Source organism: Syntrophotaleaceae bacterium, assembly GCA_041390365.1.
Lineage (GTDB): Bacteria > Desulfobacterota > Desulfuromonadia > Desulfuromonadales > Syntrophotaleaceae > JAWKQB01.
Genome location: JAWKQB010000003.1, coordinates 36,636 through 58,612, shown reverse-complemented (window position 1 = coordinate 58,612; position 21,977 = coordinate 36,636). Strand labels below are relative to the sequence as shown.

Genomic DNA, 21,977 nt, shown 5'->3' with positions numbered 1-21,977 from the left:
TGCAGTCGCCTTTTTCAAGTGACATCCAAAAAAACCGGAGCAGGACCCGGGGTTTCCTCCCCGGGTCCTGCATCCGGTCAGGTTGCAGGTCTTTCAGTCAGTCGCACCCCTTTCACAAGAGGTTGCTAGTTCTCATCCTCGGATATATGGCGCGATCTGATGTATTCCACGCCGTCCCAGTCCGGCACCGGGGTGTCCATCAGGATCAGGTTGTTCGGATTCTGGGCATCCCACCGCAGCAGCATGGCATTGTCCTCGTGGGTTGTATTGTGGCAGTGGGACATGTAGATCCCCGAGAAATCCCTGGCGCGGAAGGCGATGGTCATCCGGTCGCCGCTGTCCGTATCCGTTCCGATCCGGAAGAGGTCCTTGCGCGCCCACTTCTCCCATTCGGGGGGTTCTGCGCCATCCCGGGTGATGATGATGCCTTCCTCGAAATGGTTGTGAACGGGATGGTCCCAGCCGCCGCCGGTATCGAAGTCCCAGACCTCGATGGCGCCTCCCACCAGGAGGGACACCCGGGTGGGATCGGCCGGGAAACGGTCCCCTCCGTCCACCCTGATCTGCCAGGGATGATTGCTGTCACCGTTGGTCCGGTCGAACTCCAGGCTGTGCCTGGGGGCGGTGGCCAGAGCCGGATCGTTGCGGTCGATGGCCAAGGGAACCATCTTCGTCTTGCCCGGTTCATAATCCGCCGGATTCATGCTCTGGTCGTTGCCCGAGTAGGCGTGGACCCGCAGTTCCATGAACTTGCCCACGCCCGGATCGCCATTGATCCAGGTGTTGTTGAACCTCTGGGCCTTGTATTCGCCGGACAGGACCTCCGCCAGGGGGATCTTGCCCGAAACGCCTTTTCCGTCCTCGTGCTCCATTACATTGACGAAGTAGAGCTTGTCGCCGGGCCGGATGCCGTGCCTGCTGAAGTCGACGATGATGTCGTAGCGCTCGGCAATTCCCTGGGACGGGAGCTGGCCGATATACTGGGTATTGTCGGGATTGGAGTCGTTGGGGTTGTTGGGGTAAAGCGGCATCGACCCGTCGAAGGGAATGGCATGTTCCATGATGTTGCCGTCGTTGGCGATCATATGGAAGGGGACCCGTTCATAGGAGACCCCGGAGCCCGCCGGGCCCGGCATGGAGCCGCTGTCACCCTGTATTTCCCGGACCAGCGCAATGGAAAAGAAGCGGGCCACCGCTCCGTTCAGGATGCGGAAGCGGTATTTGCGGGCCCGCACGTCGAAATAGGGGTGGTAGAGCCAGTTGGTCAGGATGTGGTCACCCAGGAAACCGTCACGCTGGATAATGTTGTACCAGAGCTGACCGTTGCTGTCCCAGGCCTTGTCGGCAATGACCAGGTTGACGTCATAGTCGCGGTTGCCCCAGTTGAGAGCCGTGCCGCTGGGGAAGCGCAGGTTGACGCCGTCCGCGATCGCTTCGTTGCCCCGGTCGATGGCGCTGTAGTAGTTCATCATGACGGCGTTGCCCTTGTAGACGTTCTGGGCGGTGAAATCGAGCATATGGTCGTGGAACCAGTGGGTACTCATGGTCTCCCGCCAGTCGCCGCGGATCTGGATGCGGCCGCTGGAGCAGAACTTCGGGGTCGGGATGCCGTCGTTGTTGTCGTCCACCATGATCGATTCCCCCGGTTCACAGGGGAAGGCCGCCCGCGGCTCTGAAGCGTTGATGTTGATGGTGTCGTGCCCGGCCAGCTGCAGGGGCCAGCGGTAGTCGTAATACTGACCGGGGAAGAAATAGGCGTTGGCAAAGCCGTCGCTCTCGGCCGGCTGGTGGCCGTTGTGTTCATGGGTGGAGATGGTATGCCTGCCGAAGCCGTTGTTGGCCGCCGGATCGATCGGCAGGGCATTGTAGTGGCGCATCAGGATCGTCTCGCCATAGCGGACTTGGAGCAGTTTCGGCGGAAGGGTTCCGTCGAAGGTCCAGAGGGATTTGGGGTCCTGAATCGGCATGTTGGGGTGCAGGCGTATGGCGATGCCGGCCGTCGTTCCTGCCGTGGCACTGACCCCGGCCGTGTTGTGATAGAGCCCGCTCGGGCCGAATTCCCCAAGGCGATAGTCGTGCCGCTGCCTTTCGTCCCGGAAGCCGTTGTTCACCCGGGCGCCGGCCTGGGCGGTCTTGAAATAGACCTGGGGATAGAACTGCTCCCACCGCTGATGGGAGTAACCTTCGCCGCCGGGGCGTCCTTCGGCCGGTCCGGCAACCCCCCCAACCTGGGGAGCAACAAGGGTGCGGCCGAGGAAAGCTTCGATGTCAGCTTTCCAGGGGTTGGTGACGGTGGTGTTGGACACCCGGGTCGGGAAAGGCGCAATACCGTCCTGAGCCAGGAAGTTTTCGAGGGCGGCGGGGTTGGGACCGCTCTGGAAATTGACCGGCCGGGGAAGCGGAGTGAAATTATTCGCTGGCGCTGCAGGGAACTCCTCGGTGCCGAACTCTTCGAAGCGGAGCATCTTCTGGGTAAAGGATTCGGCACTGTAAAGGGGGCTCGGCGGGATCGGAGGCCCTAACTCAGTGTTGGGGCTGGGGATCAGAAACACTCCGCGGTCGGGGGCCTGATCCGACAGATCCGGTATGCCATCACCGTCGCTGTCCTGGTCTCCCGGGAAGGTGGGGAAGGGGTCATCGGCGTCAGGAATACCGTCGTTATCGTCATCGGGGTCGGTGTTGTTGCCGATGCCGTCGCCGTCCGAATCCTGAGATTCATTGGGATTGGTGGGGAAGGCATCCTCGTTGTTGAAGACGCCGTCGCCGTCAATATCGGGATCGGCATTGTCGCCGACGCCGTCATCGTCGGTGTCGGTCGTCTCGTTAGGATCGGTGGGGAAAGCGTCGTCGCCGTCGACCGTCCCGTCATTATCGTCATCGGGGTCGGCGTTGTTGCCGATGCCGTCGCCGTCCGTATCCACCCACTCATCGGGATCGAAGGGGAAGGCATCGTCGCTGTCGACTACGCCGTCCAGATCCTCGTCATTGGAGTTGTCGCAGACGTCCGGAATGCCGTCCCCGTCGCCGTCGGCAAAATCGGAGGCCGCGAACGTGACCGTCACGGCGTTACGGGGGCGCACCTTGCCGGTTTTGTTGTCCAGATCGAGATCTCCAAAATTCAGGTTGATCGAACCGTTTGGCAGGGAGAGGGTGGTCCGGCCCGAAGCATCGGGGACCAGGATGCCCAAGGTCCTGCCGGTGACGCTTCCTTCGCGGAACACCATGACGTAATTATGTCCCAGGGGAACCTGCAGGGAGAATTGGCCGGCCGCAAGGGTGACGATCTGGCTGGCGGCTATGCCGCCGGTTTCGTCCACCATCAGAACCGCGATGTTGGCGTCCGGCGCTACCACGGCCTGGGTGACCTGGGCGGGGAGAGGGGCGGTCTGTCCTGCCAGGTTGCCTTGTACGGTTACCGAAGTCGGTGTGCTGCCCCCGCCTCCGGAAGAGCCATCGCTCCCACCGCCACCGCCTCCACAGGCGGATAAAGCCATGACTGTTCCTATGGCTAGAAAAATTTTGATACGGGTTGAGAATTTCATGACTGGACCTCCTTGGTTGACCGGTTGAAGCCTTTCCCCTGTCAGGAAAAAGACAGGGGGATAATTTGCGCCATTGCATATCAATTGAATTGGTTTTCAAGACACTGTTCAGGTTTTCTTGAAGGGGCGGACAAGGTCGCGGGGGGAAGGGACTTTGATCAAAACGAATCCGGTTGTTCTGTGGATCAGCCTGTTCCTCCTGAAACAAATTACCGTTTTCCTAATGATTCAAACGGCTTGTCCGTGCACCCTCCATCTTCCAATGCTCAATGAAAAAAGTAAAAATCCTCTTGTTTTTCAGTTAATTAGCCTTTTAATTAGTTTCTCAGATTTCCAATTCCCGTGCAATACTTAAAATCGAAAACGGCAACCTTTTACCATCCCATTGAGGGGGTTCAGTCTGGCTGCTGGGGATATTGATTACCGGTTTAATTAGATACTAGCATTAAATTTGCCAGTTTCAGGGGGAGCGGAGAAATTTTTTAATACTTAAAAGAAAATAATTTCTCCATGGCTGGGGAAGGGTTTTAAGAGGCTTGGGTGAATTTTTCGGTCAGTTGCGATGGGTTATTGATCTCTTTCTCTAATAGCAGTGCTTGGGGCTAATGCGCGGGAATTTTTTTTGGCCGATTGCCGACAGGGGTTTTTTCGGATATAATAAGAGCAACTCAAAAGAAAAAGAGAGTTACTCCAAAGGAGGAAGACGGTATGACAGTCTCTGATCCGCCGGGCTCAACGCGTGACATATCTCGAACCTTAAATAACGAGAGCAAATTTTTGGATCGGAGAAACAGCTGATCCGACATAGTCTTCCTCTCAGGGAAGATGCAAAGAATCGAATCATCGTCAAAACGCCCCGAGTTATCATTTGGGGCGTTTTGCTTTGTCCCGGTCATGTTCCACAAAAGGTCCGGTAGGGCATGGACGAAGGGGGCGGCGGCTGGCGGAAGGCGGCGTGCTCCGGCCGGTCCTCGAAGGGCCGGGACAGAACATCGAGCAGTATCCGCAGCGGAGCGTAGTCTCCCTGTCCCGCTGCGTCGAGGGCCTCCTCGACCCGGTGGTTGCGGGGGATGACCGCGGGGTTGTGGGCATTCATCAGCTCGCGGGCTGCTGCGGTTGATTCTTTCTGCCGGGCCCGACGGTTCTGCCACCGCTCCTGCCACTGCAGGAAGCCCGGGTCGTGGAATACAGGGGCTTCCGGCAAGGTTTCCAGGGCCAGATGGCGGAAGGTGTTGGTGTAGTCCGCCCCGGTCTTTTGCAGGATCTCCAGGAAGTCCCGGACCAGCGGTCCGTCTTCCTCTTCTTCGGTAAACAGGCCCAGCTTTTCCCTCATTCCCGACAGCCAGAATCTCCGGAACAGATCCGGGAAGGTGCTGAGGCAGCCGTTGGCCATTTCCACCGCCTTTTCTTCTTCCTCATGCAGGAACGGCAGCAGGGTCTCGGCGAAGCGAGTCAGGTTCCATTGGGCGATATAGGGCTGCCGCCCATAGGCGTAGCGGCCGCCGTGGTCGATGGAACTGAAGACCGTGGCGGGATCGTAGCGGTCCATGAAGGCACAGGGACCGTAATCGATGCTTTCCCCGCTCAAAGCGACATTGTCGGTGTTCATCACGCCGTGGATGAAGCCGACCAGCAGCCATCGGGCCACCAGTGATGTCTGCCGTTGCAGAACCTCCTGCAGCAGGGCGAAATAGGGATTGTCCGCCTGCATCAACTCGGGATAGTGGCGGCGGATGGTGTATTCCGCCAGGGTCCGGAGCCCCTCCAGATCCTGTTTCCACAACAGATACTCGAAAGTGCCGACACGGATGTGGCTGCTCGCCACCCGGGTGAGGATCGCACCCGGAAGAGTGGTTTCGCGGTAGACCGGCTCACCGGTGATCGCCACCGCCAGGCTGCGGGTGGTGGGGATGCCGAGGCCGTGCATCGCTTCGCTGATAAGGTACTCCCGCAGCATGGGCCCCAGGGCGGCTCGCCCGTCGCCGTTGCGGGAAAAAGGAGTTCTCCCCGATCCCTTGAGCTGGATGTCGAACCGCTCCCCGTCCGGTGTGACATGCTCTCCCAGCAGATGGGCCCGGCCGTCTCCGAGCATCGTGAAATGACCGAACTGGTGTCCGGCATAGGCCTGGGCAATCGGTTCGGCTCCTTCGGGAAGACGGTTCCCGGAAAAAATCCCCGCTCCTTCCTCCCCGGCCAGCACATTCGCATCCAGGCCCAGCGTTTCGGCCAGGGAGCGGTTGAAGATCGCCACCTTTGGAGAAGCCACTGGAACAGGTTTAAGGCGCACGTAGAGGGTATCGGGCAGACGAAGATAGCTGTTGTCGAACTTCCAGCCGGGGCGCTTGCCGTTGTCGGTCCGTGTCATATGCATCCACTTCTGTTAGTGATTGGATTAAGGGCAAGGTCGTAATCGAGGAGCATCAAAACCTTTTCGTTTCGATACCGACTTAAAGTTTATAGGAGAGGACAGGTCCAGGGCAAGGCCGGGAAGACTTGAAAACGCGGAACCGCTGCCAGGCAAAAGGCATGGTGGTTTCCTCCCCGAAATTACCGGCGCAGATCCATTCGCAGCCTCAGCTCTCTGCTGATTCGTACGGAAACGCACGCTGTTCCGCTCGGATCCTGCCGGAATCAGGATTTTCCCTTGCCCTCCGGAAGACCCATGCTATAAATTAATCCGATTCATTGAGCTGTTTTTTTGACAGTCAGCTTCAGAAAAATGACAGGTTCAAATCGATGGCCGATTCCAAAGACAAACAGAAAGCCGAACAGCTCGACCGCCTGGTCGCCGGGATGCGCAGGGAACAGCAGGATCGCCAGGCCGGATACCGGGAAAAGGCCTTGAAGCTTTTCTCTCCGGTCTGCGGCCGGTGCGGGCGGGAATTCGAGGGCAAGAAACTGCGGGAACTGACCGTTCACCATATCGATCACAACCACGACAACAATCCCCCGGACGGCAGCAATTGGGAACTGCTCTGCATCTACTGCCACGATCATGAGCATACGCGGGGCGTGCAGGAAGATCGTCGGGAGGAGTCTCCCGCAGCTGCCTCGACCCGGCCCTCCCTGGTTCATTCGCCTTTCGCGGCTCTTGAAGGTCGCCTCAAAGGCCCCAAGTAAGTCCGATTGGCCGGAGAATCGTTCTGCGAATCCTGATTTTGACACCGGAGCAACCCTTCGCAACAGGGAACTGGATTTCAGCCCGCCGTCAGGCAAAGGGCCTGGAAAACCTCGGGCACAGCGTCCTGATTGTCCCTGTCCTGCATGAGGAAAAAGGGCTGGCGGACAGGATCGGGGACTTCTCTCCGGATGTCGTCAATGTGCTGCACGCCTACCGCTGCGGCTACCCCTGGCTGGCCTGCCCCTATTCCCGCGCAAGACCCTGGACGGTGACCCTGACCGGCACCGACGTCAACCAGGGGCTCCACGATCCCGGGCAGAGTCCGGTCATTTTGCGAATCCTGGCCGAGGCTGGTGCCATTATCACCATCAACCCCCTGACCCGGGAGCAGTTGGCCCTTGATTTTCCCGAATGGCGGCCGAAGCTGCATCATGTACCGCCGGCAGTGGATTTCGGCCAGGGGCGTTGCGATCTGCGGAGGCGGCTGGACATCCCCTCGAGTACGGTTCTGTTTCTGCATCCCGCGGGTCTCCGTCCCGTGAAGGGGAACAGGGACCTTCTGGACATGTTCGACCGGGTCGCCCCCGGTCAGGATTGTCGCCTGGTTTTCTGTGGACCCGTTCTCGACAGGGACTACGCAGAAAGTTTTCTGCAGGCCGTGCGGGAGCGTCCCTGGGCGGTCTATGCCGGAGAGATTGAACCCGATAAGATGACCGATGTACTGCGGGCAGCCGATGTGGTTCTCGGCAATTCCAGCAGCGAAGGTTTTTCCAACAGCCTGCAGGAAGCCGCCTGTCTCGGAGTGCCGATCCTCGCCAGAAACATCCCCGGAAACCGCGTGGCTTTCCAAACGGGTCGGCAGGGTCTGTTGTACGATTCCGCCGAAGAGTTCACAAGGAAGGCGTTGGATCTTTTGCAGCAACCGGAACTGCGCCGGCGCTTGTCCCGGCCGATGGACCCGCCGCAGACCTTGATCCGGGAAGCCGTTATGCTGGATCGTATTTTTCGGCAGGTGAGCGGCGGAAAACGGCCCGATTTTATTGCGGGCGGCCATCATCTTTTGAGTTGAACAGCAGGTGAGGATGCAATGATTTCAAAAGACAGTCCGTACCATCCCCGTCAGATTCTGCGTAAAATCCGAGCGATTGTAACCCGCAGGTTCGGCTATCTTGCGAAAACTGAAATTCTGGCCGTGACCGGAAGCTGCGGCAAAACCAGCGCCACCCATTTTTTGGGAAAGATTCTCAGCGACTGCGGCTCCTGCTATGTGGGCGTCCATCGGAACGGGGCCAAGGCGATCCGCAAGAACATGCGCAAGATGCGGACTCCCTATCGATATTTGGTCCAGGAGGCCGGAATTGCCTCCCCCGGCGACATGAAGAAGATCGTATCGGTTCTCATGCCCCATGTCGGCATCGTGACCACCATCGGGCTGGATCATTACACCAGTTTCAGGACCCTGGAGGGGACGGCCGCTGAAAAAGGGTTGCTGATCGAGTCTTTGCCGAAAACCGGGGTTGCGGTCCTTAACGTCGACGATCCCCACGTCCTGGCCATGGGGCAGCGCACCCGGGCCAAAGTGATGACCTACGGGTTTTCCGAGCAGGCCGAGGTGCGGGGCAGCGACGTCCGGGCGATCTGGCCGGAGGGTCTTGCGATGACGGTAACTTATCAGGGCGAAAGTATTCGACTGGAAACCGCCCTGTTCGGCGATCTGTTGGCCACGTCCCTGCTGGCTGCCGTTGCGGGTGCCCTCGCCGTCGGCATACCCCTGGCCCAATGCGGGGTTTCCCTGAAGGGGGTTAAATCTTTCCCCAGCCGCCTGTCGATTCACCAGGGGCCCGGCGGGTCCTGGTTTCTCAAGGATACCGTCAAGGCGCCCTACTGGAGCGTTCCAAAGGTGGTTGCGCTGATGAAGGATGTCGCCGCTCCCCGCAAAACCATCGTCTTCGGCTCCTTTTCCGATACCGGGGGCGCGGACTCCAGAAGATATCGGGCCATGGCCCGGCAGGCGCTGGAGGTGGCGGACCGGGTTGTTTTCGTAGGAGACAAATCGGCATACGTCAGGAAGATGCTTACCCCCGAGCTGGAAAACCGGCTTTTCACCATCGACAGCATGGAATCCGCCTGCCGTTTTCTTGCGGAGAGTTGCGTTGAAAACGAGGTGGTGCTGCTCAAATCCAACTCGGATATTCATCTGGAGCGAACCTTTTGCGGTTTGAAGGACGGTTTTCGCTGCTGGAAGGAGACCTGTAAGCGAAAGATCGATTGTGAGACCTGTTCGGAGAGTGGACTGCTTGTCGCCGGGAATCTGTCCGATTCGCAAAGTGAAAAGCGGTAATCCAGCACATCATTCGACAGGAGCTTCCCTGAAGCTTTCTCCGGATTCCTTTTCAGCAAAGAGCGCACGGCACTTCAATCCTGAATTCGGCTCCTTTTTCGATCATCCGGACCTCCAGCTTTCCACCCATATTCTTTTCGATGATGTTCCTTGACATGTAGAGACCGACCCCTGTACCCCCGCTTTCTCCCTTGGTGGAAAAATAGGGGTCGAATATCCTCTCCATAATCCCTTCGGGGATTCCCCCGGCATTGTCGGCAATCAGCACGACTACCCGGTTATCCTCTGCAAACCCGCTGATTTTGATCCGGGGTTTTTCCGGATTTGTCTGTTTCAGCGCATCCCTGGCGTTGGAGAGGAGATTCAGGAGCACCTGGGTATATTCCTTGGGATATCCGGCGGCCATCAACCGGGGCTCCGCCTCCATTTCGACCTCGATCGAATCCAGCCTGAGGGCCGAAGCGATGAAGGAAAGTGCCAGGTCGATCGATTCCTTGATATTGAAGACGATTTTTCGCTTGTCCGGACTGTAAAAGTCCCTGAAGACCTCGATCGTCTGCGACATATGCTGCACCAGGTCCTCCATTTTCCCGGTGGCTTCCTCGACCAGTTCGTCCGTCAGTTCATGGTTGCGGTAACTGTCCTCCAGGAGCTGGGCTGTGATCGACAGTGAGGTCAGGGGCTGCTTCCATTGATGGGCGATGTGGTCCACCATCTCTCCCATGGCCGCCTGACGGTTCTGCTGGATCAGTACGTGGTCTTTTTCCCGGTTCTTGGCAACTTCATCCTGCACCCTCTGTTCGAGCGTGCTGTTCAAGGCCTCGAGCTGCTCCCCTTTTTCCCTGAGTATTTCCTCCACTCTCTTCCGCTCGGTGATATCGCGCAGGACCATGCACAAAACCTCTTTTTCCCCGGGAATGATGTTGGCTGATTGTTCGACCAGGACAAGCCCCCCATCCTTGCGACGAAAGGTCCTTTCGCCGAGAAACCGCTGTTTGCTGATTTTCACCCCCGCCACATCCTTATCCACGCCTGAAGAAGGCCCCGCAAAAATTTCATAGAGGGTCATGCCGCGAAGTTCGATTTTCGAATATCCAAGGATCTCGGCAAAGGCGGTATTGGCTTCAAGGATTCTTTTGTCTGCCGGATCGACCAGGACGATCCCTTCGGAGGCTTGCTGAACCACCGAACTGTACAGAGCCTGGGTTTCCAGCTCCTTTTGCCGGTATTTGATCATCCGGAAGTACAGGAGGGAGGCTGTGACCGCTGCCGCCAGGCCTATTCCCCCAACCCATGCGGTAAAGTAGCGAATGGCGATCACTCCCTGACGATAGGCGCTTCGTGGGATCTCGACTTCCAGAACCAGGGCCGGCTCTCCGAAAACATTCTCGATCATGGAATAACCGGCAATCCGATCCGGGCTTTTCCGGTAAACCTTGAGACTTTTGCCCGATGCTGGAGATTGCAGAAAGGCGCGGACATCGGCCGGCATTAAGCGATCTCCAACCGGGAAAATCCTGATGGGCAGAAGGGATATTTCGCGCAGATGGGCCAGTTCCGCGGCATCGAGAAACCGGGCCATGATCAGGGCACCCCGGACCGGCCCGGTGAACCGGCTGGTGAGGATCGGCCGGGAAGCGATGAGAAGTGGACCTTCGGGAAGCCGCAGAATCCCGGAAACCTCGCTTTTCGGCGTGTCGTGCTGAACCAGGGGGCTGTCTCGCGTGATGTAGGGGTGAAGACTCTCCAGAGAAATCGGCCTTGTGCTCAAGTGGTCGATCCCCTGCTCATAGACGATCCTGCCGCTGAGGTCGACATAAAGCAGCATGTCGATCCGCAGCATGGGAAAGATCTTGTCGTCCAGATTGGTCTTGATGAATTCCCTGTTGGCGTCCTGGATGAACCGATAGCTTTCATCCCAGCCCGAGTAGTCGCCGACCGATATGCTCAACTGGTCGACGGTATAGTCCAGTGTGGACAATGCCTGTTTTATATCCTGCTCAATTTCCCTGTCTTCCAGAGAAAGAAAACTTCCTATAAAAACCGGCCAGGACGTGATCAGAAGCACAACCAGGAAAATCGCGTAACAGGTTCCGATTATGATCAACGGCTTTTTCAGTTTCGACTCCCCTCATGAGCAGAAGTCAGGTCAGCCAAGCTTCTTTTTCTTACAAATATAACCTGGATGGAAGAAAAATAGCAGCCCCTTCGCTGACAAAAAACATCGCTAAATCGAGCCTTTCAGTCGCTATTCGAGGCCCTGTAACGATATGTAATCAATTAGATTTCGGCCGTTGAACGGCTCCCGCCTCTCTCAAGTTTTTATTTTTTCCCGCCGGTCTGCCCGTGCTATAAAGTAGCTGATGAAGTCGCGAGGCCAAGATGCCCGATGACATTTAATTTTTATTTATCTCGTTCGGAAGGCTGTCCCGATGAAATTCACTGCCCGTCACATTCTGTTGGCTTGCTGCTTCCTGCTTCCCGCCATGGGGATCACGGATCGGGCTCTTGCCCGGGATATAGCCGACCTGGAGTCCCGCATCGAGAGTTATGTACCCGACCCCCGGTATCATGACGATGCGGTCGGGCTGCTGGTGGTCAGGGAAGCACTTGTCAGTTTGAAGGAAGGTTCGGGGGGGATCGGTGCCTGTCTGGTGAACGGAGCCACGGGAGAAGTGGTGGAGCGGGGCCGCAACCGCCAGTATACCCCCTATTTCCGCAGCGACATGCACGCCGAAATGGATCTGCTGAACCGTTACGAGGACCGGGTGAAAAAAAAGGGTTTCGATAAAAGCGGCGTGAATCCTCGCGAATGCGGAAATCTGCTCCTGGTATCCTCCGTCGAGCCCTGCCCGATGTGCCTCACCCGGATCATTAATTCCGGCATTCGCCAGATGATCTACATTGCCCCGGATGACAGGGGCGGCATGGTGCAACATATGGACATGCTGCCCGAGTTCTGGAAAAAGTTCGCCGCCGGCCGGGATTTCCGGCAGGCTGACTGCTCTCCGGCCCTGCGCAAACTTGCCGAGGAACTGTTCAGTCATTCGATGCGGGATGTTCCGGGCAGAAGAACGGTGCAGAAGGAGCAGGAACACAACCACTGACAGTTTGTCGAAAAATGTCTCGTTGTCAGTGAAGCGGCAGCGGAGCGGTTTTCGTTATCGTAGTCGTTCTGTTGTGTTCGATTACGACAACGACAACGAAGACGGCAATCAGGAAAAGAAAAGCGGCTGCTCCATAAGGGGGCAGCCGCTTTTTTTCGAGCTTTTGTATGACAAGGGTCAGTTGCCTGCCGGCAGGGAGAGGGCATCCTGCCATTTGTCGGTGAAGTTGTTCTTGATCCAGTTCGGGTCCCACCATTCGATGGGGTCGACGGGCAGGCCGGAGAGAATGATGCCGAAGTGGAGGTGATCTCCTCCCGCCAGGCCGCTGGTGCCGGTGCGGCCGATGATCTGCCCCTTTTCGACCATGGTTCCGGCATCGACATCGATGCTGCTCAGATGGGCGTACAGGGATTGGAGGCCCAGACCGTGATCGATGATCACGACCTGACCGTAAATTCCGAGATAATCCGCAAAGACAACTTCGCCCGCATTGCCCGCAGGCACCGGTGATTGGGCCAGGGACGCCAGGTCATGGCCGAGGTGGGTCTGCTGGTCTATTTCGTTGCCGTTGTAAACATAGGTGCGTACCTCGTTGAACTGAGCCCGATTGGCGGCGTTGGGCAGACGCAGGAAGGTCCCCTGCCAGGTGGGGCTGCTTGCCGTCCGCGCTCCGATTTCCTTCAGCTTTGCCCGGTTCTGCGTGCGCAGTTCGCGGTTGACCCGCAGGAAGATATCGAGCATGTTTTCAGCATCGGGGAAAAGATCCTGAAATTCGGGCATCTTGCTGTCGAGAAAGCCGTCGGTGATGTTGATCCTGTCCTTGCGGGCAGGGCGGGCATTGGTGTGATAGTAGAAACCGGCCTTGCGCTCGTTGCCGGCACGGTCCACGGCGATGATCCGGGGCAAAAAAGTCTCCTTCCCCAGATCGAAGGGGTAGGCGAACAGGCAGGCGTAGTAGCCGCCCTCCTGCAGATAACCCGGAAAAAACCAGTTCCCGACCTGAACACCGTTACGCTCCACCTCTTCGGAGATTTTGTAAAGCACCAGAGCGGTCCCCCCCTCGTAGATATTGTGAGCGGTGGACAGAACCGATACGACAGGTGCGCGGGAATCGAAGTCGAACGTCACGTTCTGTTCCGCCGTGTTGGCGAAAAAGGCGTGGTCGGTCGCCTTGATCTGCAGGGACAGGGGGCCGTTGACCAGCTTGGCTTCGGCAAGGCTCAGGTTCACGGTTTCCGATGCCGTACCGCGATCGTAGGCGGTATTGAGCAGTTCGGTGGTCTGCCCGTTCTGGGTCACGCTGACTTGAACGCTTTTCAGACCCGCCCCCTCATCCTTCAGAGCGAGGGACAAGGGACGGGATGCGGAGACGGGACCGGCCGCGGGGGTCAACTCCAGGGTTGGGGCATCGGCGTCGCGGAACAGGAAAAAACCTCCGGCGGATGCCAGCAGTGCAAGAATCAGAATGATCAAAGCGTAATGTTTCACGAACCTTCTCCCTTGAGGTTTGATTTGACAGTATGTTGATTTGTTGAAGTGATGGCAGGAAACTGGTCAGCGGGATTGACGATACCAGCCGGCGGCGCAAATGCCCCACAGGGCGAATATGGAGCCGATCAGCACCGGGGTCAAGGCGCCATAGCCCAGCCCGGCACGGGAAAACAGCACCATCAGGGTGTAGGCGGCGGGCACCGCCGCCGCAACCAGCCCGCGCAGGATCACCCGGTTTTCCAGAATCGGCAGGGCCAGGGGGAGGCCGAAAATACCGCCCCAGAAGAGCCGGACCACCAGCCAGTCCCTGGACATGCGCGGATGCCAGGAAATACCCATCCAGGCCGTGACGCCTTCGCGCACGAGCAGCCAGAGAACCCCTGCGGCCACCAGAGCGCCGACCGTTCCGGCGGCGTATCCGCAACTGATTTTGCGCAGCATGAAACCCCTTCCTTTTTCACTGGATGAAAAATTAATTCAACCTGGATATGCACCAGGCCTCATCCAAAATAGTCCTGTTGAGGTAAAACTCGTTGTCGTTGTCGTTGTCGTTGTCGAAATCGCCGCCACAGGAATCGACTGCGATTACGACAACGACAACCGTTCCGCTACCGCTACACTGACAACGAAAAGAGTTCCCAACTCATTCCCAGCGACCGTTCCGCTTCCGCAGACTGATCACCTCCATGTGGCCCTTGTCATTGATCAGCGAGGTCAACAGCCAGCTGACCGCGCTGATGATCAGGGAACCGAGGACCGCCCACCAGAAACCGTGCACTTCCAAACCCTTGATGACGCCGGACGCCATCATCAGAATCAGGGCGTTGATGACGAAGGTGAACAATCCCAGGGTCAGAATGTTCAGCGGCAGGGTGATGAACAGCAGGATCGGCCGGAGCAGTGCGTTCAGGATGCCGAGTATGGCGGCCGCGAAAAAGGCCGAAAAGAAACCGGGCACCTCGATCCCCTTCAGGACATAGGCGGCGGCCATGATGGCCACCGTCAAGATCAACCAGCGAATGAGCAAACCTTTCATCGGCGATCCTCCCTCTCATTGGTCAATTCAGGCTGCGACAGGATAACGGATTTCGTGTTCCGAGGGAAGGGGAAGGAAAAAAAAAGCCGCGGCCTCAGCCGCGGCAAAAGGAGGAGGGTGGAGGCTTCCGGGAGTAATCAGCAGCAGGCGCAGTACCAGCCGGAAAACTGGGGAAGGAAAACATTGTCGATCACGTGAATGACGCCGTTGCTGCATTCGATGTCCGTGGTGATGAACTTGGCGTTGTCGATATGCAGCTCGCCCAATTCTGTCGCGACCGTGAGATGTTTGCCGAAAAAGGTGTAGACGTCTTCGGTCTTTTTCAAGTCGTCGCGGTGATAAATTCCCCGTGCGATATGGTAGGTGAGGACCGAATTCAACTTGTCCGGATCTCCCTGGATCGAATTCATATTGACCCGGGTACAGGCCTGGTCGTTCGGAGCAAAAAGGGTCATCGGCCCGGGCTCTTCGAGCTTTTTCTCAAGGCCGGCCTTTTTCAAGGCTCCCAGGAATGTCTGAAAGGAGCCATCCTTCTTCAAAGTGGTCAGAATGTCTTGCATGTCCTGTCCTCCTGCCGGTAAAACTCTGTCAAATAAGACCTCTTTTGTAATAATTCTAGCCGAAAAGTTTTTCGGGCACAAGGGCTATCCGTCATTTTTTCAGTTGCCTCACTCCCCCAGTATTTCACGAATGCCGGCAAAGAAATCAGCCGCCCGTTGTTCCTGCTCGGCTTCGCTTCTTTCGACCGGGGTGTCACTGGTGATTCTGTTCACCAGTTCAGCCGGAATTTCCTCGAGAAAACGGCTTGGGATGCGGGGCTGCATCTTGCCGAACTTTTTGCGCCGGGAGGCGCCGAGCAGAGTCAGGGTTCTGCGGGCCCGGGTGATGCCCACATAGCACAGGCGCCGTTCCTCCTCGATATCGAAGCCTTCTCCGACCGACTTTTTGTGCGGCAGCAGATCCTCCTCCATGCCCACCAGGAAAACGTGAGGAAACTCCAGACCCTTGCTGGAATGGAGACTCATCAGGACCACGGCATCCCGCTTCAGCTTGCTCTCCTTGTCGTTGCGATTCGGTTCATCCCGATCCAGCAGGGAGACCTTTTCCAGAAAGCCGGCCAGGGTCGGGTTCTGCTCCCGTTCCTGGTAGGAGGCCATGGCATTGAGCACCTCGGCCATGTTGTCCATCCGACGCCGCGCCTTGGCCGGATCTTCGGCCGTGCGGAAGAGCTCGTCCTCAAGCCCCAATTCGTCGATCAGTTCCCGGGCGGTATCGACCAGACGGTGCCCCTGACGAAACCTGCGCCGGTACTTTTCAAGGAGATGTACGAAACTCAGCACCGCCTCTCCGACCTTTTCCCCCAGTTCCTCGAGGTCGGCAATTCCGTGCAGCACGGCCCAGAGGGAACACTCCTGTTCGACGGACCGGCGGATCAGGCGGTCGGCACTGGTCGACCCGATGCCCCGCCGGGGAAAATTGAGAATGCGCAGCAAATTGACCTCGTCCAGAGGATTCTGCAGGACTTTGAAATAGGCGAGCAGGTCCTTGACCTCCTTGCGGTCGAAGAACTGCTGCCCCCCGATCAGCACGTAGGGGATGTTTTCGTAGCGCAGCTGTTCCTCGAAGGCCCGGGACTGGGCGTTGGTGCGGAACAGCACGGCGAAATCGCCGTACCGGCAGTCTCCGCGAAAACATTCCCCATGGATCCGCTCGACCACCATGCGCGCCTCATCCTCTCCGTCCTGACACTGGATGTAGTCGAGTATGGCGCCGGGGCCGTCAGCCGTCCAAAGCTGCTTGGCCTTGCGGTTCCGGTTCCTGTGGATGACGGCATTGGCCGCTCCCAGAATATTGCCTGTGGACCGGTAGTTCTGCTCCAGCTTGATGACCTGCGTTGCCGGGAAATCCTTTTCAAAGCCGAGGATATTGCCCAGGTCGGCGCCGCGCCAGCCGTAAATCGACTGGTCGTCGTCCCCGACTACGCAGAGGTTGCCGTGCACGGCCGCCAGCTGACGCAGGAGCAGGTATTGAGCCGCGTTGGTATCCTGATACTCGTCCACCATGATGTAGCGGAAGCGTTGCTGATATTTGGCAAGAATGTCGGGATGATCCCGGAACAGCCGTACGGTCAACATGATGAGGTCGTCGAAGTCGACAGCGTTGAACGCTTTGAGGGCTTTCTGGTAGCGGGGATAGATGTCGGCAGCGGCCCGGCCGTGGTCGTCCGGGAAACGGGGGGAAAAATCCTCCGGCGGGACCAGGCGGTTCTTGGCGTCTGAAATCAGCCACAGGATGCGGTCGGCATCGAGCTTCTGTCCCGAAGAGGAGTTGCTCTGCACCAAATCGCGAATCAGGCGGATCTGATCGGCGGCGCCGTAGATGGAAAAGTTGCCTTTGTAACCGAGCCTTTCGATGTCTTCCTTGAGAATGCGTACGCAGAGCGCGTGAAAGGTGCAGACCGTCATGCCCTGACTGTTTTTTCGTCCCGCCATCGCCTCGGCCCGCTGTTTCATTTCCCGGGCGGCTTTGTTGGTGAAGGTCACGGCCAGGATCTGACCGGGAGCCGCGCCCATCTCCCTGACCAGGTAGGCGATGCGGGAGGTGATGACCCGGGTCTTGCCGGAACCGGCACCGGCCAGGAGAAGCAGAGGGCCGTCGGTCTGGCGGACAGCGGCCTGCTGTTGGGGATTGAGACCGTCGAAAAGCATGCCGTTCAAGGAAGAGGCCTGGGCATATTCCACCCTTGTGTCCGAATGAATCTCACGGGCAGCTAAAAGGATTTAAACGAAACTTTCGCGTAATAGACGTTGTCGTAATTCTGTTGCGTGAGTCGGCGCGGGCAGGGAAGATAACATGTCGCGAGGACGAGGGCAAGAGGCCAAAGAAGTGTGCTTTTGCACAGTTTTATTCCGTGTGTCGACGAATTAATCCTGGCGTGATATTACGCTTGCTTTTAATCGTCGGTTTATGTATGTTTCGCGCCATGTTCAAGACCTCTGTCATCATTCTAAGCATAGTCTGGGCTTCCCTGCTCCTTATTTCATGGAGCGGAGCCGAAAGCCATCCCTTGCAGGGCAACGAGGCCGTTCAGGTAGAACCCTGACCGGAGCACTCCACTGAAACCGCTGCAACGCGCCCCGGGGCGGCTTGCGCCATCCGGTTCAACGCTTTTTTCCCTTCTCTGCACGGTTGTCTTAAACTCCCTAACATATTGATCGGATTCGAATTTTTATTTTTGTTGGTGGCAGACCTGGTTTCTGCCTTGGCGAACACGCGGCTCCGCCCCTATAGATGTTAGGAACAGCGGATTCCCTGCCGCGTTCCGCGACGTGCCAGTTCGGCGTCGATGGCGTTCAGGACCTCCCACTTGTTGATCGACCAGAGAGGAGCCAGCAGCCGATCCCTGGGACCGTCTCCCGTCAGCCTGTGAATCAGGGTCTGTTCCGGCAGGCGTTCGATGAAGTCGGCGACGAGCGTGACATAGTCCTCCTGGGACAGCACCTCGATCCCTCCCTGACGGTAGAGATCCCCCAGCGGTGTCTGCTCGAGAACGTGCAGCAGGTGCAGCTTGATGCCATCCACCCGGAGACGGGCCATCTCGTCGGCGGTGGCCAGGATCTGCGCCCGGCTTTCCCCGGGGAGCCCGAGGATGACGTGCACGCAGACCCTCAGCCCTCGTTGCCGGGCGCCCTGCCAGGCGTCGAGAAAGGTCCGGTAGTCATGTCCCCGGCGCAGCAGATCGAGAGTTCTGTCGTGAATGCTCTGCAGGCCGATTTCCAGCCAGAAATAGGTTCTGCGGTGATACTCGCCGAGCAGGTCGAGAACCGGGTCGGGAAGACAGTCCGGCCGTGTACCGACCGCCAATCCCACCACCCCTGCCACTCCCAGGGCTTCATCGTACAGGGTCCGGAGCCTGTCCGGCGAAGCATAGGTGTTGGAAAAGGGTTGAAAATAGGCCAGGAATTGCCGCGCCTTGTATTTGCGCACCATGACATCCTTGCCGCGCTCAAGCTGTTCGGCGATCGGCAGCTGCCCTTCGATGCCGACGGCACCGGAGCCGGCAGGGTCGCAGAACAGGCATCCCGTACGGGTGCGGGTATCCTGACGGTTGGGACAGGAGAAGCCGGCATCGACCGATATTTTATGAACCCGGCCTCCGAAGAGCTCCTTCAGATGACGGGAAAAGAGGTTGTAGCGTTTCGATTCCATGGGCTGAAAATACAGGCTCAGGTCGTCAAAAAGCAAGTCCGGAAATCCCCCTTACTCCTTTCTCATGACCCTGCACTTGTCCACATTGCATTGGCCCTCATGATTGGTATACTTTGGCCGGATTTTTGTGGAAACAGTCGTCGTGGGTCGATCGGGAGGCTCGCGAGTCGAAGGTAAGGAGGAGAGATCAATGACGCGTTTGCTGGTGGTGGATGACGAAAACAACATTCGCTATCTCTATGCCTGCGACCTCAGGGATGCGGGATACGACGTGGAGACTGCCGGATCCGGCGCAGAGGCGATCGAACTGATTAAACAGCACGATTTCGATCTGGTTGTCCTCGACATTCAGATGGAAAACGAAAGCGGTCTGGAAGTGCTGCAGGATATCATCCGGCAGAAAAAAGGTCTGCCGGTCATCCTCTGCACGGCTTTCAGCTGCTACAAAGAGGATTTTTCCTCCTGGCTGGCCGATGGTTATGTGGTCAAAAGTTCCGATACCACCGAGCTCAAGGAGGAAATCGAACGGGTGATGCGCAAAAAGGGAAAAATCAATTGACGAGGAGACGTGACCTGATGAAAGCAGTTATCATGGCGGGGGGGTTTGGCACCCGCATTCAGCCGTTGACCATCAATCTTCCCAAACCGATGATCCCCCTGGTCAACAGGCCGATCATGCTGCACATTGTCGAACTTCTGAAAAAGCACCATATCAGTGATCTGGTCATGCTTCTCTATCATCAGCCGGAAATCATCAAGAATTTTTTCGGCGACGGCAGCGAGTACGGAGTCCGCATCACCTATGTCACTCCGCAGATGGATCTGGGGACGGCGGGCGCGGTCAAGGCAGCGGCCCCTTATCTGGATGAACGGTTTCTTGTCATCAGCGGTGATCTGCTCACCGATTTCGATCTCTCGGAGATCATCAATTTTCACGAGAAGCGCCGGGCAGCGGCAACCATCACCCTGACCCCGGTCAAGGACCCCCTGCAGTTCGGAGTGGTGATTACCGACAAGGAGAAGCGGATCACGAAGTTCCTCGAAAAGCCGGGCTGGGGAGAGGTTTTTTCCGACACCATCAATACCGGTATCTACGTCCTGGAGCCGGAAGTGCTTGACCTGATCCCCGACGGGGAGAACCGGGACTGGTCCAAGGATATCTTCCCCCGGATGCTCGAGGAGAAGGCCCCTCTCTATGGCTACAGCCAGAAAGGCTACTGGGCCGACATCGGCAACACCGATGCCTATCTCGAAGCCTGCCGGGACATTCTCAAAGGCAAGGTGTCCGTTGAGATCGAAGAGCTGGCGTCTCCCCACAACAGTCGGGTCTTTCTCGGGACCGACACCCAGTTGGCGGCCGCCGATCTGCCGCTGCTGGAAGGGATGGTGGTGGTGGGCGACAACTCCCAGGTGCAGGGGAAGCCTCAGCTGAAAAACTGCATCATCGGGCGCAACTGCGTCATCGAGGACGATGTGGAACTGGAGAACGCCATCATCTGGGACAATGTCTTCATCAAGCGGGGCTGCCGGGTCAAGGGGGCGACCCTTTGCCACAAGGTGCGGCTGGGTGCCGGGGTCGTCGTGGAGGAAGGCGCGATCATCGGCGATGAGACCACCGTCGGCGAAGAGGTCTTCATCAAAAAGGATGTCAAAATCTGGCCGAGCAAGGCCATCGAGGACGGGTCTATCGTCACCGCCAACCTGATCTGGGGGGACAAGTGGCGCAAGAGCCTCTTCGAGGGGGCTCTGGTCAGAGGGCTCTCCAACGTGGAACTGACCCCGGAATTCTGCGCCAAACTGGGAGCCGCCTACGGCTCGGTCTTGCCGCGGGACTCCTATGTCATCGCCGGCCGGGATGTGTTTCGAGCGTCCCGCATGCTCAAACGATCCTTCGTCGGCGGGCTCCTTTCAGCCGGCATCAACGTCCGCGACACCAAGCGGATTCCCCTGCCGGTGCTGCGCTATAAACTGACCACCTTCGGCGAGGTCGGGGGGGTGCATTTCCGGCAGTCGGGCGAAGAGCCGGCCGCCACCGAGATCGTCTTTCATGATGCAGAAGGGATGGAAATCTCCTCCTCGATGGCAAAAAATATCGAAAGGGTTTTCTTCAAGGAAAATTTTCGCCGGGTGCATTATAATCAGCCGGGTGCCATCAAAGAGCATCCCCATGTCTTCGACTTCTATCAGGAAGGATTTCAGCGGGCGCTGAACGGCGATCTGCTGCGAAGTTTCGCACCCATGGTGGTGCTCGACCTGAATCATTCACCGGCCGGGGAACTGCTCCCCCGCATGCTCAACCTGCTCGGCTGCGAAGTGATCGAGCTGAACTCCAATATCGATGAAGGCCGGTCCTGCAGTACTCCGGAGCAGGTGGAGCGGGCCATGACGCAGCTGTCGCGGATCGTCCCCACCCTGGGGGCCACGGCCGGTTTCTGGCTCGGCCCATCGGGGGAAAGGTTGCGCATCGTGGACGAGTCGGGAGATATTCTGCCCGATGTCGAGGCTCTGAGCGTCCTGGCAGCGCTGGTCTGCCGTGCCGAGCGGAGCGGTACGCTGGTGGTGCCGGTTTCGGCACCTGAAACCACGGAACAGATGGCTCTGGAATACGGTTTGACCGTGAAGAGGACAAAAAACAGCGCCCGGTCCCTGGTGGAGTCGGGGAGCGACCGCCAGGTCAGACTGGCCGCAGCCATGGATGGACGGTTCGCCTTCACCTCCTTCCAGCCGCATTTCGATGCCCTGTTCACCACCGCCAAGCTGCTGGAACTGCTGGCCCGTACCGGGCAGACCATCGGCGGCATTCGCCGGACCCTGCCCCGGCGCGCCTATCGGCAGCTGCAGGTGCCCTGTTCATGGGAGCTCAAGGGAGGGCTGATGCGGCGCATGAGCGAGCACTCGGTCGATCTTCAGGCCACCTTCACCGACGGCGTCAAGGTGCAGATCGACGGAGACTGGGTGCTGGTGCTGCCGGACCAGCATCGCCCGGTCGTGCATATCGTAGCCGATTCGCTGGTCGAAAGGAGGGCTGACGATCTGCTGAACTCCTATCGCCGACTGGTCGACAAATGGAAGAAGGAACTGCTTGAAACGGCTTAAAGGTTTATGAAGACAATTGCAGCAGAAGCGGCTC

At 58.0% G+C, this 21,977-nt stretch carries 15 protein-coding genes; 6 read left to right on the top strand and 9 right to left on the bottom strand.

What is annotated here, in order from left to right; all coding sequences use genetic code 11:
* Positions 1 to 125 precede the first annotated feature (125 nt).
* Both R2940_12790 and R2940_12785 read right to left on the bottom strand, forming a co-directional pair.
* Entirely contained in the window at positions 126 to 3,542 is a 3,417-nt protein-coding gene (locus R2940_12790) for a multicopper oxidase domain-containing protein (protein ID MEZ4600657.1), read from the bottom strand.
* Positions 3,543 to 4,434: 892 nt separating this feature from the next.
* On the bottom strand, positions 4,435 to 5,907 hold the full coding sequence (locus R2940_12785) for a YdiU family protein (GenBank protein MEZ4600656.1): 1,473 nt from the start codon (positions 5,905 to 5,907) through the stop codon (positions 4,435 to 4,437).
* Between the two features lie 371 nt (positions 5,908 to 6,278).
* Between R2940_12785 and R2940_12780 the strand changes: the two genes are divergently transcribed.
* Genes R2940_12780 through R2940_12770 form a run of 3 tightly spaced genes read left to right on the top strand, consistent with a single transcriptional unit; the run spans position 6,279 to position 9,004 of the window.
* On the top strand, positions 6,279 to 6,662 hold the full coding sequence (locus tag R2940_12780) for a YajD family HNH nuclease (GenBank protein MEZ4600655.1): 384 nt from the start codon (positions 6,279 to 6,281) through the stop codon (positions 6,660 to 6,662).
* Positions 6,663 to 6,700: 38 nt separating this feature from the next.
* Positions 6,701 to 7,732 carry a glycosyltransferase gene (locus R2940_12775; GenBank protein ID MEZ4600654.1) on the top strand — a complete coding sequence of 344 codons (1,032 nt, stop codon included), beginning with the start codon at positions 6,701 to 6,703 and terminating at the stop codon, positions 7,730 to 7,732.
* A gap of 18 nt (positions 7,733 to 7,750) precedes the next feature.
* Positions 7,751 to 9,004, top strand: a complete 1,254-nt coding sequence (locus tag R2940_12770; protein MEZ4600653.1) for a Mur ligase family protein — start codon at positions 7,751 to 7,753, stop codon at positions 9,002 to 9,004.
* Positions 9,005 to 9,056: 52 nt separating this feature from the next.
* On the opposite strand, the gene R2940_12765 is transcribed toward R2940_12770, so the two are convergent.
* Positions 9,057 to 11,111 (bottom strand): CHASE4 domain-containing protein, encoded by a 2,055-nt coding sequence (locus R2940_12765; GenBank protein MEZ4600652.1) that lies wholly within the window; start codon positions 11,109 to 11,111, stop codon positions 9,057 to 9,059.
* Between the two features lie 325 nt (positions 11,112 to 11,436).
* On the opposite strand from R2940_12765, the gene R2940_12760 reads away from it, so the two are divergent.
* Complete coding sequence (locus R2940_12760; GenBank protein ID MEZ4600651.1) at positions 11,437 to 12,111, top strand: nucleoside deaminase; 675 nt, start codon at positions 11,437 to 11,439, stop codon at positions 12,109 to 12,111.
* 177 nt (positions 12,112 to 12,288) lie between these two features.
* On the opposite strand, the gene R2940_12755 is transcribed toward R2940_12760, so the two are convergent.
* The 6 genes from R2940_12755 to R2940_12730 form a co-directional block, all read right to left on the bottom strand.
* Positions 12,289 to 13,599 carry a M23 family metallopeptidase gene (locus R2940_12755; GenBank protein ID MEZ4600650.1) on the bottom strand — a complete coding sequence of 437 codons (1,311 nt, stop codon included), beginning with the start codon at positions 13,597 to 13,599 and terminating at the stop codon, positions 12,289 to 12,291.
* Between the two features lie 66 nt (positions 13,600 to 13,665).
* The gene (locus tag R2940_12750) at positions 13,666 to 14,043 is read right to left on the bottom strand and encodes a hypothetical protein (protein MEZ4600649.1); all 378 of its coding nucleotides are present in this window, start codon (positions 14,041 to 14,043) and stop codon (positions 13,666 to 13,668) included.
* 202 nt (positions 14,044 to 14,245) lie between these two features.
* The gene (locus R2940_12745; GenBank protein MEZ4600648.1) at positions 14,246 to 14,638 is read right to left on the bottom strand and encodes a phage holin family protein; all 393 of its coding nucleotides are present in this window, start codon (positions 14,636 to 14,638) and stop codon (positions 14,246 to 14,248) included.
* A 137-nt stretch (positions 14,639 to 14,775) separates the two neighbouring features.
* Positions 14,776 to 15,198: a fasciclin domain-containing protein gene (locus R2940_12740; protein ID MEZ4600647.1), complete on the bottom strand. Its 423-nt coding sequence runs from the start codon at positions 15,196 to 15,198 to the stop codon at positions 14,776 to 14,778.
* A gap of 108 nt (positions 15,199 to 15,306) precedes the next feature.
* A complete protein-coding gene (locus tag R2940_12735; GenBank protein ID MEZ4600646.1) occupies positions 15,307 to 17,379 on the bottom strand; it encodes a UvrD-helicase domain-containing protein in 2,073 nt (690 codons plus the stop codon).
* A gap of 553 nt (positions 17,380 to 17,932) precedes the next feature.
* Positions 17,933 to 18,883 carry a TIGR01212 family radical SAM protein gene (locus R2940_12730; protein ID MEZ4600645.1) on the bottom strand — a complete coding sequence of 317 codons (951 nt, stop codon included), beginning with the start codon at positions 18,881 to 18,883 and terminating at the stop codon, positions 17,933 to 17,935.
* A 154-nt stretch (positions 18,884 to 19,037) separates the two neighbouring features.
* Between R2940_12730 and R2940_12725 the strand changes: the two genes are divergently transcribed.
* Both R2940_12725 and R2940_12720 read left to right on the top strand, forming a co-directional pair.
* The gene (locus R2940_12725) at positions 19,038 to 19,406 is read left to right on the top strand and encodes a response regulator (protein MEZ4600644.1); all 369 of its coding nucleotides are present in this window, start codon (positions 19,038 to 19,040) and stop codon (positions 19,404 to 19,406) included.
* A 17-nt stretch (positions 19,407 to 19,423) separates the two neighbouring features.
* Positions 19,424 to 21,943 (top strand): mannose-1-phosphate guanyltransferase, encoded by a 2,520-nt coding sequence (locus R2940_12720; GenBank protein MEZ4600643.1) that lies wholly within the window; start codon positions 19,424 to 19,426, stop codon positions 21,941 to 21,943.
* The last annotated feature ends 34 nt before the right edge of the window (positions 21,944 to 21,977 follow it).